Raw genomic sequence first — 15,824 nt, forward strand, 5'->3', positions numbered from 1 at the left:
TGCGGGTGCGGCGGGGGCCGGTGCCGGGGCGGCGGGGTCCGCCTTCCTCGCTCGCGAGATCAGGGCGCACGACGGTCTGCTGCCGTATCCCGGCTCCGATCAGGCAGACATCGGGCTGACGATCGATGCCGTCCTCGGCATGCTCGCCGCGGGCAGCGGGGCGGCGACCGCGCGGGATTCGACCGCGGCCATCTCGGCGCATGTGGACGACTACCTCGGCCCGACGTTCGGTGCGACCGAGTTGTATGCCGGGCCCGTCGCCAAGACCGCGATCCTGGCGTCCGCCGTGACCGGCGACCCAAGCTCCTTCGGTGGGCACGACCTCGTCGCCGACCTGCAATCCCTGGAAACCGCCGATGGGCGGTATGCCGACCACACGGCATACGGGGACACCTCGAACACGTTCACCCAGGCTCTGGGGCTCATCGCGCTGTCGCGCACGGCATCGAAGCCGTCAGTGAATGCAGTGAACTACCTACTGGCACAGCAATGTTCGGACGATGGCTTCCGGATGTTCCCGGGCGACGGCGCGTGCGTCAGCGATCCGGACGCCACGTCGTTGGCCGTCGTCGCGCTGGCCGCCGTGGGTGGCCAAGACGGCGCCCAGGACGCGGCTGCCCTGCATCTGTCGGCGGCGCAGGAGCCGTCCGGTGGGGTTGTGGGCGGCTCCGGCACGAGTGGGGTCAACGCCAACACGACCGGGCTCGCGGCCATGGCCTGGCGCAGCGCGGGGCGGACGGCCGAGGCAGACGCGGCCGCCGACTTCCTGAGGTCGGTGCAACTCGGATGCGACGCGCCGGCGACGGTTCGTGGGGCGGTTGCCTACGACCCTCAGACGTATGCCGCGCTGGTCGCCGCCGGCTCCCACGCCGTCGCCTCCGACCAGGAGCGTCGGGCTACCGCACAGGCCCTGCTCGGCCTCGGTTCGGCCGGCCTGGCAACCGTCGCGATTGCCGGCGTGACGGAGGGGGCGGACGGCTGCGCGGGCCCGACGGAGACCTCGACGAGCACGTCGACGTCGAGTTCGACGACGGCCACAACGGGTTCGACGCCGGTGGCGACTATCACCCACACGGTCACGGCGACCGTGACGCAGACGGCGACCTCGACCGTGACCGCGGCTCCTGCCGCGGTGACGCACACGGAGACCGCCACGGCGACTCGGACCGTGACGAGCAGCCAGCCTGCCACGCCGAGCGCGTCGGAAAGCTCTTCTCCGGCAAGCACTTCCGCGCGGGCTGCTAGCAGCTCGGCGCCCTCGGCCTCGGTCTCGGCGACGGCTGCAGTCACGCCCGGCGCCGCCGAACCCGGCACCTCAACAGCGGCGCTTGTTGCCGCGGGAGCCTTCGTCCTCGCCGGCGCCGCCGGCGCCACCGTCATCCTCCGCCGTGGAAGGAGCCACTGATGACCGTACGCACCACCCGCCCCCCGACCCCCGCCCAGAACCGCTGGTTCGGGAGTCGCCCCCGGATCGCGGCCACGCTGGGAGCCGCTGCGCTCGCGACCTCGATGGCGGCGGTGGGGGCTGCGCCGGCGGCGAGCGCGCGGCATACGGTTGGGGACGGGGCCGCCGCCAGTGAGAAGGCGACCGCGTGCCCCCGCGGCAAGGGGGTGAGCGTCGTCGTCGACTTCGGCACGACCGAGAAAATCTCTTGTGCGAGTGGCGATCCGACGTCCGGGCTGGCTGCGCTACGGGGTGCCGGGTTCACCGTCGCGATGGTGGCGCGCTTCCCGGCGGCCGTCTGCCGGATCAACGGGCGGCCGACCGCGACACAGGATGCGTGCGTGGTGATGCCGCCCACGACGAAGTATTGGTCCTACTGGCACGCCGCGCGTGGCGGGAAGTGGACCTACGCTACGACGAGCGCGGGGAGCTACAACCCGAAGCCGGGCACGGTCGAGGGCTGGGCGTATGGCGCGGGCAAACCGCCGACGGTAGCGCCGCCGAAGTGAGGCGCACCTCCGCCCGCGCTGCGCTACTCGCCACCACCCTCGGGGCCGCATCGCTGACGTTTGCCGGCCCCGCGGGCGCGGCGACGTGCTCCGGAACCAGCGGGGTGAGCGTCGTCGTCGACTTCGGCGCGCGCGTCCAAACGGGTTGCGCCGCAGGCGATCCCACGAGTGCGTGGGGTGCCCTGGAGAGTGCTGGTTTTGCGGTGGAAGGGACCCAACGCTTCCCGACCACCTTCATCTGCCGAGTCGCGGGCTTCCCCACCGCCGACGTGGAGCCGTGCGTGCAGACGCCGTCGGCAAGTGCCTATTGGTCCGTGTGGTCGGCGTCCGCCGGCGGTTCGTGGGCCTACAGCTCGACGGGCGCAGCCACCCTGAATCCCGCGCCCGGCAGCGTCGTCGGGGTTGCCTTCGGCGCCGGCGCGCAGCCCTCCGTGGCGCCACCCGCCCCGCCATCCGCGACCACCCCACCGGCGACGACGCCGCCGGCTTCGACGACCACGTCCTCGACCACTCGGCCGCCGACCTCACCGTCAGCCACGGGCACCGGCTCAGCGCCAGCCTCGACCGCGCCCTCGGCGACGAAGACCAGCTCCGGCGAGGCCTCATCCACGAGCGACCCGCCTGCGTCCTCAGCCTCCGAGGACACCTCGGCGGCCGGTGCGACCGAGAAGACGACGGATACCTCGGCGCCCGCGACGTCGGCGACCGCTCTCCCCGACTCGGGCACCTCGGGTGGCGCCTCCCCCGCCCTCATCGTCGGTGGGGGCGCCGGGGTGGGGGCGCTCCTCATACTCGGGGCATGGGTAGTCCGCCGCCAGCGGGACCGCGCCGCCGCGCAGTGATCCGCCATCTTCATCCGGCGGCCTGGTGGTTGTGGGCCATCGCCATGGCCGCCAGCGCGAGCCTGGCCACCAACCCGGCGCTGCTCGCCGCGCACGGCCTGGTCCTGACCGGCGTCGTCATGGCGCGCCGCGACGGGTCGCCGTGGGGGCGCACGTTCCGGCTGTATGCCGCGCTCGGCGCCGTCATCGTCGCCACCCGCGTGGTGCTGCACATCCTGGTCGGGCTGAAGTTCGGTGAACATCGGCTGCTGCCGCTGCCGCAGGCCGACCTGCCTTCCTGGGCGGCCGGAATCCAACTCGGCGGCACCGTCTATCTCGAGGGCGCGCTCGGCGGCGCCCTGGAAGGCGCTCGGCTCGGCATGATGATCCTGGCCATCGGCGCCGCGAACGCGCTGGCCTCGCCCAAGCGGCTCCTGAAGGTGTTCCCGGCGGCGCTGCACGAGATCGGCTCGGCCTTGGTGGTGGCCGTGACCGTGGCGCCGCAGCTTGCCGAGAGCTTGCAGCGGGTCGTCCGGGCACGCCAGCTTCGGGGCGAAATGACGCTGCGCTTCAAGGGTTTTCGTTCCGTCGCCATGCCCATCCTGCAGGACACCCTCGATCGCTCGCTGGCCCTCGCGGCAGCCATGGACGGACGCGGGTACGGCCGCAACGAGCGGGAGTCTGGGCGCCTCACCGGGGCGCTTGCCGCGCTGGGGTTGATGGGGACGGCCGTCGGTCTCTATGGCCTTTTGGACACCACGACTCCCGCGGCGCTCGGGATGCCAGTCCTGGTCGCCGGCCTCGCGGCGTGCGTGGCGGGACTGTGGGCCGGCGGGCGTCGAGTGCGACGGACGATCTATCGGCGGGAGCCGTGGGGTGTCGCCGAGTGGGTGACGGTCGGGTGCGGCGTGGCCGCCTTGGTCGGCTCCCTCGTCACCTTGCGCCGCGAACCCCTTTCCTTGGGTATGCCGCTGCGTCCCCTCGCCTGGCCCGCCCTCCCCTTGCCCGTGCTGGCCGGGCTCCTGCTCGCTATCGTGCCGGCCGTGGCCACCCCCGTCCCGCCGTTGTCGAGCAGCCGGGCGACGCGCGAGGTGACGGCATGAGCGGGTGGAGCGACGCGGCATACGGAATGGGGGAAGCGGTGCTCGAACTCGACCGCGTCTCGGTCCGCTATCCCGAGGCGAGCGCGCCGACGCTGCGCGAGGTGGACCTGAGCATCGAGGAAGGCGAGCTCGTGCTGGTCGTCGGACGCACGGGTTCGGGCAAATCGACGCTGCTCGGCACACTGAACGGGCACGTGCCGCACTTCACCGGAGGGCTGCTGACCGGCCGCGTGCGGGTCCTCGGGCGGGACACGGCGACGCATCGGCCGCGGGACTTGGCCGACATCGTCGGGGTGGTCGGTCAGGACCCGGTGGCCGGCTTCGTGACGGACACCGTCGAGGAGGAGCTGGCGTATGGCATGGAGCAACTCGCCCTGCCGCCGACGACGATGCGCAAGCGCGTCGAGGAGACCCTGGATCTGCTCGGTATCGCGGACCTGCGCGCCGCCCCGCTGCGGGACCTGTCCGGCGGGCAGCAGCAACGGGTGGCGATCGGCTCGGTGCTGACGACGCAGCCACGCATCCTGGTGCTCGACGAGCCGACGTCGGCCCTGGATCCGACTGGGGCAGAGGAGGTTTTGGCCACCCTCACCCGGCTCGTGCACGACCTCGGGGTCACCATCGTGATTGCGGAGCATCGGCTGGAGCGGGTGATTCAGTATGCCGATCGCGTCGTCGAGGTGGTCGACGGCCGGGTACGCTCCGGCTCGCCCGCCGAAATCATGCGCGACGCCACTGTAGCGCCGCCGGTGGTCGAGCTGGGTCGGTATGCCGCGTGGTCCCCCCTCCCGGTCAGCATCCGCGACGCCCGCCGCGCCGCCGCCCCCCTCCGCGCGCGGTTGGGTGGGCTGGGGGCGCCCCTCCTAACTTCTGCTAGCAGAGGTTCGTCAACTGTGGACACCTTGCAAGGTGTCCACAGTTCACTAACTTCTGCTAGCAGAAGTTCCTTGACGGTTCCGACCCCCGGAATCCGCGCCACGGGGCTGCGGGTGGACCACGGGCGGGTGCGGGCGGTGCGGGGGGTGGATTTGGCCGTGCCGGCGGGGCGGGTCACCGCGCTGATGGGCCGCAATGGCGCCGGGAAGTCCTCGCTCCTGTGGGCCCTGCACGGCACCGGCACGCGCAGCGCCGGCCGCGTCGCGGTCACCGATGGCAGCGACCCGGCCACCTTAAAACCCGTCGCGCGCCGGGCCCGCGTCGGCCTCGTCCCGCAGACCGCCAGCGACCTCATCTATCTGGATTCCGTTGGCGCCGAATGCGATCAGGCCGACGCCGAGTCCGCCAAACCCACCGGAACCTGCCGCGCCCTCCTGGACGACCTCGCCCCCGGCATCCCCGCCGACCGCCATCCGCGCGACCTCAGCGAGGGTCAAAAGCTCGCCCTCGTCCTGGCCATCCAACTCACCGCCGGCCCCGACGTCGTCCTCCTCGACGAGCCGACCCGCGGCCTGGACTACCCCGCCAAGACCCGGCTCGCCGGCATCGTGCGCGGGTTGGCGGGGCACGGCCATACCGTCCTGATCTCCACCCACGATGTCGAATTCGTCGCCGACGCCGCCGACGAGGTCGTCGTCATGGCCGAAGGCGAGGTCGTCGCCCACGGCCCGACCCCCGACGTCGTGGCCGCGTCCGCGGCATTCGCCCCGCAGGTCGCCAAGGTGCTCGCCCCCGCCCCACTCCTGACAGTCGCACAAGTCCGGCAGGCACTGGCCGAAGCCGGCGATGTCGGATGACCGTGCCCCCCGCCCCCGCCGTGCCCCACCCCCCCGCCGAACGCCCGCCCGCCGCCACATCCACCGCTATCCGGCTCCGCGCCCGCTCCACCCTGGCGCTGATCCTGGTGAGCCTGGCCGGGGTCATCGCCTTCGGCTGGCCGCTGATCGTCGACCCGGGCTCGGGTCTGGCACACGGCAACGACGCCCCGTTCGTCTTCGCGCTCCTCCTCCCCCTCCTACTTGCCGTCGTGCTCGCCGAGATCGCCGACGGCGGCCTCGACGTCAAGGCCGTTGCGATGCTCGGCGTCCTGTCCGCTGTCGGCGCCGTCCTGCGCCCGCTCGGCGCCGGGAGCGCCGGCGTCGAACTCGTCTTCTTCCTCCTCGTGCTCGCCGGCCGCGTGTTCGGGCCGGGGTTCGGTTTCGTGCTCGGGGCGACCACGCTCTTCGCCTCCGCGCTGATCACGGGAGGCGTCGGTCCCTGGCTCCCCTATCAAATGCTCGGCGCCGCCTGGGTCGGGCTCGGCGCGGGGCTCCTCCCCCGCGCGCGGGGACGGACGGAGCTGTGGCTGCTCGCGGCATACGGCGGCATCAGTGGTCTGCTCTATGGGTGGCTGCTCAATTTTTCGTTCTGGCCGTTCGCAATTGGCTCCGGAACCGGCCTATCCTTCGAGCCCGGCGCCAATCCGATCGACAACCTGCACCGGTTCGCGCTGTTTAGCCTGGCCACGAGTTTCGGCTGGGATCTCGGCCGCGCCCTGACCAATGCCGTCCTCATCCTGCTGACCGGATCCGCCGTCCTGGGCGCGCTGCGTCGAGCCGTACGCAAGGCGGCCTTCGGTGCTGCCGTCACCTTCGAACCGACCGGCCCTCGACCCGTCGACCGGTGATAGAAACGGGCCCATGAACCTGGATGTCGAACGTCGCGAAGCCTGGCTCAGCCACGAGGAGCTCGCGTCCGTCCGCGGCCGGATGCCCATCCTGTATGTCGATGCCGTTCCCGTCCGCGTCGATGGCGGGGGCGCCGTCACGTCGATCGGCCTCCTTCTGCGGGCGACCGATGGGGGCCGCATCCAGCGCGAACTCGTCTCCGGTCGCGTCCTCTTCCACGAGCGGATCCGAGACGCGCTGCTCCGCCACATCGAGAAGGACCTCGGCCCGGTGGCGCTCCCCCAGATTCCCGTGAGTCCGGTTCCGTTCACGGTCGCCGAATACTTCCCCACCCCCGGGGTCACCGCCTTCCACGACCCGCGCCAACATGCCGTCTCATTGGCCTTCGTCGTGCCCGTGGCCGGTGATTGCGCGCCGCAACAGGATGCCCTCGACCTCGCCTGGCTCACGCCGGACGAGGCGCTTGATCCCGCGGTGCTGGCCGAGATGGACGGCGGTCACGGGGTGCTGCTTCGCCAGGCCATCGCGCACCTCGGCCACGCCATCTGACGCCGCAGCCAACCCGACGACCAGCCAGCCGAAGCCTCAGAAGTCGTAGTCCACGGAGACCGGGGAGTGATCGCTGATGCGCACACCGTCGGTCTCCCGGTCCACCCACGCGCGCACGGCAGTCCGCGCCAACCCGGGCGACGCGAAGTGGTAGTCGATCCGCCAACCCGAGTCCACGGCATACGAATTGCCCATCCAGGACCACCAGGAGTAGGGACCGGGCTGGTCCGGATGTAGCCGTCGCACGACATCGACAAAGCGGCGCGGGGACAGCAACTCGGCCAGCCACTCCCGCTCCTGCGGAAGGAAGCCGACCGACTGGCGCGAGCGACGCCAGGCAGCCACGTCGAGTTCGCGATGCGCCACATTGAAGTCCCCCATCACGATGAACTCGCGTCCCTGAGCCGCCGCCGCGCGCCGTGAGCGATCCAGATGTCGGCTCAGCCCCGCGGCAAACCGCATTTTCCGGTCGTATGCCGCGCCCCCGTCCGGCGCCTCGCGCATCCTTCCCGGCTTCTGCAGGTGCGCCGGCAATCCTCCCTTGGGTACGTACACACTCGCCACGGTGAGCGGAATCTCGGCGAGATCGATCTCGAGATAGCGCCCTTGGTCGGCGGCGGCGCGCAGCTCACGGGCGACCGGACGGTCATACCCGTCGGAATGGAGCGTGCGCACCGCCACCGGAGCGTGCCGGGTGAGCACCGCCACCCCATTGCGGCCCGCGCGCACCCCCGAGTCGTATGCCGCGTGGTAGCCCCCGAAGGCATCATCCGGCAGGTCCCCTTCCGGGCAGCGAACCTCTTGCAGCGCAACAACATCGGGGTTCGTTGCCTGCAGCCAGGCGCCGAACCCGCGGCGCTGGGCGGCGCGGATCCCGTTGACGTTGACCGTTGCGATGCGCAGCACGACCGGCAGCCTATGTGTCCCGTCCGGCGCAGGGGATCTGCCTTTCGCGGGTCGTCTGCCCTAGGAGTTGAACTCGTCCTTCGTGCGGGTCATGTCGTGCAGGTCGGCCGCGGCGGCCTCCTCCACTGTCGGAGCCGTGCCGCCGAGGCGGGCGGGCAGATAGCGCAGGTCGGCACCGGTCAAGCGCGGATAGGCCGCCTGCTGACGGTCGAGTTGCTCCTGCATGGCCGCCTTCAACCGCGCCGTCGCCTCATCGACATTGCTCCCCCGCTCGACCACGATGGGCTCGCCGATCTCGACGAAGATCGGGATGCGACTGCGACCGCGATGCTTCGGCGCGTCCTTGGTCCAGACCCGATGGGCACCCCACAGGGTGGTGGGCAGCAGCGGCACCCGGGCGTCGCGAGCCATTCGCGCGGCGCCCGACTTGAACTCCTTCAATTCAAAGCTGCGCGACATCGTCGCCTCGGGGAAGACCCCGACGATCTCGCCGGACTTCAGGGCGGCGAGAGCCTCTCGATAGGACCCGGCGCCATTGGCTCGGTCGACCGGAATGTGTCCCATCCCCCGCATGAGCGGGCCGGCGATCCGATGCTCGAAGATCGACTTCTTGGCCATGAACCGGACGTAGCGGTGATTCGTTTGGGCGGCCAGCCCGGCATACGTGAAATCGAAGTAGCTCGTGTGGTTGATGGCCATGACGGCCCCGCCGGTGCGGGGCACATTGTCCGCGCCCACGATCGTGAACTTCAGGCCCTGCGCCCGGAAGACTCCCTTGGTGAAGGCGATGACGGGGGCATACACGGGCTCCATGGCTCCAAGGTTAGGGCTACCGCGTCCGCTCGGTGGGCTGTCGGTGGCGCGATCTAAGGTGACGGACGTGGCCTTGCACCTGCACCGCGCAACGCGGACCGATCTCCTCGCCGAGGGGCTCGCCGCGCTGCTCGCCACGCCGCCGGCCGATCCCTTCGCCACCGAATTGGTCATCGTGCCGGCGCGGGGTGTTGAGCGATGGCTAACGCAACGGTTGTCGCACCGGCTGGGTGCGGTCTCCGGGGACGACGGGGTCTGTGCCGGCGTGCGCTTCCTCTCGCCCAACTCCTTGACCACCCTCTTGCTCGAGACGGACCGGGACGATCCGTGGTTGCCGGATCAGCTCGTGTGGCCACTTCTCGAGACGATCGACGCGTCGTTGTCGTATGCCTGGGCGGCCCCCCTCGCGGCCCATCTCGGCTTTCCCGGTGGTCGCCCGGACGATGTCTTCCGACACGGTCGGCGTTATTCGGTGGCTCGTCGGCTGGCCGGGCTCTTCCACAGCTACGCCACGCAACGCCCTGGTGTCTTGCGCTCCTGGGAGGCCGCCGGTCCGGACGGACCGTGGGACGACGGCGCCGGCGGATCGGTGCCGGTGGACCTTGCGTGGCAGCCGCGCCTGTGGCGCGCGGTCGTGACTCGTCTGGGGTTGCCGACGCCGACGACCCGGCATGACGCGACAGTCGCGCGGTTGACCACCGATCCGGACTCGTTCGACCTGCCCGCCCGGGTGTCTCTGTTCGGGCATACGCGCATCCCCGTCAGCGAACTCGAGCTGCTCCGGGCCGGAGCCATCCATCGTGAGGTGCACCTGTGGCTGCCGCACCCGTCACCCGCGCTGTGGGGGCGCTTGGCCGCCACCGGCGACGCGGGGCCCACGCCGCGACGCGCGGACGCTTCGCAGTTGGTCGTCGAGCATCCCCTGCTGGTGTCATTGGGTCGTGACCTGCGGGAGTTGCAGCGCCAGCTGAGGGTCGCCGGACCCGCGCTCGATGACGAGATTCAGACGCCGACGGCACCGCCGAGGTCCTGGCTCGCCTGGTTGCAGGCCGATCTGAGGGCGGATGCCGTGCCGGACTGTGCCGCCGCGGCGGCCCGCCGCATCGGACCCGACGATCTGTCCATCCAGGTGCACGCCTGCCATGGGCAAGCCCGCCAGGTCGAGGTGCTCCGAGAAGCCCTCGTGGGGTTGCTTGCCGATGACGAGACCCTGGAGCCCCGCGACATCCTGATCATGTGTCCGGACGTCGAGACCTATGCACCGTTGATCCACGCCGCTTTCGGCCTCGCCGACATCCGCTTCGATGGGCCGGCCCACCCCGGCCACCTGCTCCGTGTCCAGCTGGCCGATCGATCACTTGCGGCGAGCAACCCGCTGCTTGCCGTGGCGGCGCGACTGGTGGAGTTGTCTCGCGGTCGCTTCGCGGCCGCCGAACTCCTCGATCTCGCGGCGGCAGAGCCCGTCCGGCGCCGCTTCCGCTTCGATGACGATGATCTCGAGCGGTTCGCCCGATGGGTCGAGCAGGCCGGGATTCGGTGGGGCTTGGATGCCGAACAACGCGCGGACTTCAATCTGGGCAATCTCGGCGCCAACACCTGGCGCTTCGGACTCGATCGGTTGCTCCTCGGCGTCGCCCGCGCGGAGGAGCCAGGTCGGCCCTACCAGCGGGTGTTGCCGGTCGACGACGTCGACAGCGGCACGTTGGACCTCGTGGGACGGGTCGCCGAGTTCGTCGACCGCGTCGCCGCCTTCCGGGAGGCCGCCAACGCTGCCTCGTTGGCGACGGATTGGACGCGCACCCTGATCGACGGCACCAATGCGCTGACTGAGGTGCCACTGGATGAGTTGTGGCAGCGCGCCGAGGTGGAACGCGAGTTGACGCTGTCGCCTCGGGGTGACCATCTTCCGTTGGCGCACAGTGACATCCGGGCGCTGTTGGCGCACCGACTGGAGGGCAGACCGGGCCGGACCAACTTCCGCACCGGCAGTCTGACCGTGTGCACGATGGTGCCGATGCGATCGGTGCCCCACCGGGTGATCGCCCTCCTCGGCCTCGATGACGGGGTGTTTCCACGTCGCGGCGCGCCCGACGGCGACGACTTGCTCGCGCGCGAGCCAATGACCGGCGAGCGCGATGCTCGCTCGGAGGATCGCCAACTCCTGCTCGATGCCGTGTGTGCGGCAACCCAGACCTTGGTCCTTACCTATTCCGGCGCCGATCCACAGACCGGCGCCGCGCGACCACCCGCCGTGCCGGTCGGCGAGTTCATCGACGCTGCCCGGGCTGCCCGGGGAATCGGTCCCGACGATCCCGACGGGGCCCCGGTGATCCGCCATCCCCTCCAGTCCTTCGACGAGGCGACCCGACGCTCCCCCGGCGGCGCACCAGCAACCTTTGATCCTCAGGCCGTCCCCGCCGTGACGGCAGTGCGTGCCGCCCGAAGCTCTGCTCGAACCACCAATCGCCGACGGCCCGCGCCAGGCTTGGTCCTGCCCGGGCCACTGCCCGCAAGCGCTGCTGACGACGTCACGCTCGCGCAGCTTCACGACTTCTTCGCCGACCCCACCCGCGCCTTCTTGCGTGACCGGGTCGGGGTCGCCGTGCGTCGCGATGACGAGTCCGCGGCGGCCGGCATCCCGATCGAGTTGGACCCGCTGGAGAAGTGGGGGCTCGGCGATCGACTCCTGCAACAACGTCTGTCGGGTGCGGGGATTGCCGAGATCGAGACGGCCGAGCGGCTACGCGGCCAGCTACCACCCGGCGGCCTTGGCTCGGCGACGCTGCGGGCGGTCGGGACGACTGCCGACACCATCGCCGACGAGGTTGCCGGCGCCCTGGGGGCGGCCCTCGCCACGCAGCCGGCACGCACGGCCGACATCGAGCTCGACCTTGGGGGGCGACGCCTAACCGGCACGGTCGGTCGCGTGCGCGGCACGTCCTACCTGCACGCGACCTATGCGAGCCTCTCCGGCAAGCAAATCCTGGAGACCTGGATCAACCACTTGGCGTTGTGTGCCAGCGCGGGACCCGGCGAAGCCTGGACGTCCGAGATTGTCGGGCGGTGGGGCACCCGGCCTAAGCGCATCTCGTTGGCGCGCGTCGCCGCGCACCCTGCCCGGGTCTTTCTCGAAGATCTGATCGAGTTGCGCGACCTCGGCCTGACCAGACCGCTCGCCTTTGCCCCGCGCACCTCCCTGGCCTACGCCAAGCACGTCTATCGGGCCAAGAAGCCGACGGACGCGGCCCTGGCGCGGGCGCGTGACGAGTGGGCGCGCAGCCACGATCGCGACGCACCATCGGTGACCTATCTCTATGGCGCCTCGTCGTCTTTGGACATCTGGCTGGACCCCGTGCCGCCCGACGAGTTCCTGGAGGCACTCCCGGCGGACAGCGCGCCCCCGTCGCGATTCGGCTACACGGCCATACGGGTCTGGCGGCCCGCGCTGTATTCGGGGGCCGACAAATGACCGATTCGATCCCCAGCGAGCGCGTGGCGGAAGTGGGACCCGCCGCCTTCGACATAAGCACACCCTTCAACATCACCGCGCCCTTGCCGCGCGGCACCACGGTGCTGGAGGCCTCCGCCGGCACCGGCAAGACCTGGGCCATTGCCGCCCTCGTGGCGCGCCACGTCGCCGACGGCCTGCCACTGGATCAGCTGCTGGTCGTCACCTTCGGGCGCGCCGCAACCGAAGAGCTTCGCGAACGCGTGCGCGAACGCCTTATCCGCGCCGAGCGACTGCTGCGCGATGCCCTGGCCGGTCGCGCGCGCCCCGACCGTCTCGACCGGCTGGAGCGCACGCTGCTCGGCGAGTTCGATCCCGTGGACACGGACGTCCTGCGGTGCCGTCATCTGCGCATCCGGGACGCCCTCGGGGCCTTCGACGACGCCACCATCGCCACCATTCATCAGTTCTGCCATCTGGGACTGCGCAGTCTCGGCGTGGCCGGCGACACCGATCCCGACACGACGCTGATCGAGGACCAGAGCGACCTGCTGCACGACGTCGTTGATGACCTCTACCTCGCCCGCTATCGCGCGGTCGAAGTGGTCCCGTTCACCCATGCCGAGGCGCGCGAGATCGCGGAGTTAGTGGCCGGCGATCCCGCCGCGGCGATCGGCCCCGACAACGCGCCGGACGGGTCCTACGACGAGGAGCGAGTGAGATTCGCCGAGGCCGTGCGTGCCGAACTCACCACCCGCAAGCGGCGACTCGGACTGCTGTCGTATGACGATCTGCTCGCCGACCTGGCCCACGCCTTGGCCGATCCGACCTCCCCGGCACGAGCGCGCATGCGCGCTCGGTGGCGCGTCGTCCTGGTCGATGAGTTCCAGGACACCGATCCCGTGCAGTGGCACGTCTTCGAGCGGGCCTTCCACGGGCACTGCGACCTCGTCCTGATCGGCGATCCGAAGCAGGCCATATACGCCTTTCGCGGCGGCGATATCGACACCTACCTCCGGGCGCGCCACGTGGCCGACCAGCTGTTCACGCTCGATGTCAATCGGCGGACGGACGCACCGCTGGTGGACGCAGTCGGCGTTGGTCTCGGCGGAATGAGCCTCGGCCATCCCGAGGTCGTCGTGCATCCGGTCACCGCGAGCCATCGGACGTCACGGTTGGTCGGGTTGCCCGCGCCACATCCGTGGCGGATGCGGGTGCTGGACCGAGGAGCCCTGGGCGTCGGCCCCGGAGACCTGGGGCGGGTGGATACGGCCAGGCCGACGATCGCGGCCGACTGCGCCGCCGACATCGCCATCACGCTCGGTTCCGGCGCGAACTTCGACGGGCGTCCGATCGCGCCCGGCGACGTGGCGGTGTTGTGCGCGACCAATGCGCAACTGCGCGCGGTCCGCAAGGCTCTTGCCCGCATCGGCATTCCGGCGGTGCTCGCCGGTGACGAGAGTGTCTTCCACTCCCGGGCCGCGCAATGGTGGCTCCGGGTCCTGGAGGCGATGGAGTTCACCAACCGCGCCGATCGAGTCCGCTCGGCCGCGCTGACCCCCTTCTTCGGTGAGTCCATCGCCACCTTGGACGCGCGTGGCGACGAGTTGACGGATTCCGTGGCTGCGACGCTTCGCCGCTGGGCCGAGTTGTTCGCGCTGCGCGGCATACCCGCGGTGCTGGCGGCGGCGCACGCAGGAGGGTTGGGCACCCGGCTCCTTGCCCAACCCGGCGGCGAGCGCGACTACACCGACGTGCACCACCTGGCCGAGATCCTGCACGACACGGCAACGCGTGATCAGGGTGGCTTTTCAGCACTCACCGCTTGGCTGACCTCCCAAGTGGCCGGGTCTGGCGGACGCACGTCCGGGGAGCGCAGCCGCCGGTTGGAGAGTGACGGTGCCGCCGTGCAACTCGCCACCGTCCACGGCAGCAAAGGACTCCAGTTCCCGATCGTCTATGCGCCGTTCTTGTGCGATCGGTTCGTACGCGGCTTCGAGGATGATCGACGGGCGATCGGGTTGCGCTACCACGACGACTCCGGGACGCGGGTGGTCGACGTGAGCACTGGCCCCGATCTCGCGACCTTTACTCGCGCACGCGCCGAGGACGACGGCGAGAACCTTCGCCTCCTGTATGTCGCGCTGACCCGGGCTCAAAGCCAACTCGTGACCTGGTGGGCTCCGCTGACCACCACCCGCGCGTCGTCTCTGCATCGGGCCATGTTCGGGCGCGGCCCCGGCGGCGTCGGCGCCCCCGAGGGGGAATGTGCCGTCCCCAGTGACCGGATGGTCCACGACACCTTCACCCAATGGAGTCAGCTCGGGGGCCCGCACCTCGAGCGGCTCGACCCAACCCAGGAACCGCCACGGGTGGCCATGGTCCCGGATGTCACGCCGGCCCTCGCCTCGACCTTCAGCCGCTCGGTCGACCCGCACTGGCGCCGGACGTCCTACACCGCGCTGACCAAGGCAGCCGATGCGGCCCTCGCCACCGGCACCAAACCGGCGATCGAGCCGGAGTTGCCCGGCAAGGACGACGAGTCACCCGCCGCTGAGCTCCTGCCGCAAACGCACCATCGCCCGACCGACGACCGTCCTGGCCTGGGGACGGAGGCCGCGACGCAAGTCGGGCCCGGGGTGGGCACGGAAGTCGGCACTGAGGTCGGCACCGAGTCTGGCGCTGAAGTCGGCACCGAGTCTGGCGCTGTGGTCGGCCCCGAACTCATCGCGGCGGCGACTCCGTCCCCGATGGCGGGCCTGCCGGTCGGGGCGGCGTTCGGCTCCCTCGTCCATGCGGTGCTCGAGACCGCCGACCCGGAGGTGGCCGATCTGCGCGCGGAGTTCGCCCGGTGCATCGCCGAGCAACTGCCGAGATGGCCGGTCGACCTGCCGACGGCCCAACTCGCCGACGCGCTCGTCGCGGTAGTGACCACCCCGCTGGGGCCGCTTGTCCCCGGGGCGACCCTCGCGGCCATACCGACCCGAGATCGATTGTGCGAGTTGGAGTTCGAGGTCCCGTTGGACGGCGGCGACGCCCGAGGCCGCACGACTGGCGGCGGCCTTCCCGACGAGACGAGGTCGCACGGCGGTGACGACGCGCACGTCCTATTGGGCGATCTGGCCCCATTGCTCCGCGCACACCTCCCGGCTGGAGACCCGCTCCTCGACTATGCCGACGCCCTGGAAGATGAAGAGTTGGGCGGGCAATTGCTGCGCGGCTACCTCACGGGTTCCGTCGATGTCGTCCTCCGGCTCGGCGAAAGCTTTCTGGTGGTGGACTACAAGACCAACTGGCTCGGTGCCCCCGACATCGAGCTCACGGCGGCCGACTACGGCCCGGCGTCCCTGGTGGCGGCGATGCAGCACTCGTCCTATCCCCTGCAGGCCCTCCTGTATGCCGTTGTCCTGCACCGCTTCCTGCGGTGGCGACTGGCGGCATACGACCCGGAAATCAACCTGGGTGGGGTGCTCTATCTCTATCTCCGCGGGATGTGCGGGCCGGAGACGCCCATCATCGACGGGAATCCGACCGGGGTCTTTTCCTGGCGTCCGCCCGCGGCGCTGGTCGAGGCGATCAGCAACCTGCTCGACGGGCGACGCCCATGACTCCCGACGCCCGCACCGCC

At 70.7% G+C, this 15,824-nt stretch carries 11 protein-coding genes; 8 read left to right on the forward strand and 3 right to left on the reverse strand.

Annotated elements, in window-relative coordinates; genetic code table 11:
- The coding region (locus BN13_RS04630; RefSeq protein WP_048544833.1) for a prenyltransferase/squalene oxidase repeat-containing protein at window positions 1–1,405 on the forward strand (1,405 nt) is incomplete at its 5' end.
- Window positions 1,405–1,953 (forward strand): hypothetical protein, encoded by a 549-nt coding sequence (locus BN13_RS18245; RefSeq protein WP_053079718.1) that lies wholly within the window; start codon window positions 1,405–1,407, stop codon window positions 1,951–1,953. The genes BN13_RS04630 and BN13_RS18245, both read left to right, overlap by 1 nt.
- Window positions 1,954–2,299: 346 nt before the next feature.
- On the opposite strand, the gene BN13_RS04640 is transcribed toward BN13_RS18245, so the two are convergent.
- Window positions 2,300–2,743, reverse strand: coding sequence for a hypothetical protein (locus BN13_RS04640; RefSeq protein WP_157038437.1), 444 nt, complete (start codon window positions 2,741–2,743; stop codon window positions 2,300–2,302).
- 9 nt (window positions 2,744–2,752) lie between these two features.
- On the opposite strand from BN13_RS04640, the gene BN13_RS04645 reads away from it, so the two are divergent.
- The 4 genes from BN13_RS04645 to BN13_RS04660 are packed head-to-tail and all read left to right on the forward strand — an operon-like array spanning window position 2,753 to window position 7,029.
- Window positions 2,753–3,877 (forward strand): energy-coupling factor transporter transmembrane component T, encoded by a 1,125-nt coding sequence (locus tag BN13_RS04645; protein WP_048544838.1) that lies wholly within the window; start codon window positions 2,753–2,755, stop codon window positions 3,875–3,877.
- Window positions 3,874–5,610 carry an ABC transporter ATP-binding protein gene (locus BN13_RS04650; RefSeq protein WP_235433937.1) on the forward strand — a complete coding sequence of 579 codons (1,737 nt, stop codon included), beginning with the start codon at window positions 3,874–3,876 and terminating at the stop codon, window positions 5,608–5,610. Before BN13_RS04645 ends, BN13_RS04650 begins: the two co-directional genes overlap by 4 nt.
- Window positions 5,607–6,479, forward strand: coding sequence for an ECF transporter S component (locus tag BN13_RS04655; protein WP_084733569.1), 873 nt, complete (start codon window positions 5,607–5,609; stop codon window positions 6,477–6,479). The genes BN13_RS04650 and BN13_RS04655 overlap by 4 nt, the downstream gene beginning before the upstream one ends.
- 13 nt (window positions 6,480–6,492) lie before the next feature.
- Window positions 6,493–7,029 carry an NUDIX hydrolase family protein gene (locus BN13_RS04660; protein ID WP_048544840.1) on the forward strand — a complete coding sequence of 179 codons (537 nt, stop codon included), beginning with the start codon at window positions 6,493–6,495 and terminating at the stop codon, window positions 7,027–7,029.
- A 36-nt stretch (window positions 7,030–7,065) separates the two neighbouring features.
- Here BN13_RS04660 and BN13_RS04665 read toward each other — a convergent pair whose 3' ends face one another.
- The gene (locus tag BN13_RS04665; RefSeq protein WP_201329045.1) at window positions 7,066–7,935 is read right to left on the reverse strand and encodes an exodeoxyribonuclease III; all 870 of its coding nucleotides are present in this window, start codon (window positions 7,933–7,935) and stop codon (window positions 7,066–7,068) included.
- Window positions 7,936–7,995: 60 nt separating this feature from the next.
- Window positions 7,996–8,748: a lysophospholipid acyltransferase family protein gene (locus tag BN13_RS04670; RefSeq protein ID WP_048544843.1), complete on the reverse strand. Its 753-nt coding sequence runs from the start codon at window positions 8,746–8,748 to the stop codon at window positions 7,996–7,998.
- A 67-nt stretch (window positions 8,749–8,815) separates the two neighbouring features.
- Between BN13_RS04670 and recC the strand changes: the two genes are divergently transcribed.
- Both recC and BN13_RS04680 read left to right on the forward strand, forming a co-directional pair.
- Window positions 8,816–12,217, forward strand: coding sequence for an exodeoxyribonuclease V subunit gamma (recC, locus tag BN13_RS04675; RefSeq protein WP_053079719.1), 3,402 nt, complete (start codon window positions 8,816–8,818; stop codon window positions 12,215–12,217).
- Window positions 12,214–15,804 (forward strand): UvrD-helicase domain-containing protein, encoded by a 3,591-nt coding sequence (locus tag BN13_RS04680; RefSeq protein ID WP_157038438.1) that lies wholly within the window; start codon window positions 12,214–12,216, stop codon window positions 15,802–15,804. Before recC ends, BN13_RS04680 begins: the two co-directional genes overlap by 4 nt.
- Window positions 15,805–15,824 lie beyond the last annotated feature (20 nt).

It is taken from the genome of Nostocoides jenkinsii Ben 74 (genome assembly GCF_001046875.1).
Classification (GTDB): domain Bacteria; phylum Actinomycetota; class Actinomycetes; order Actinomycetales; family Dermatophilaceae; genus Nostocoides_A; species Nostocoides_A jenkinsii.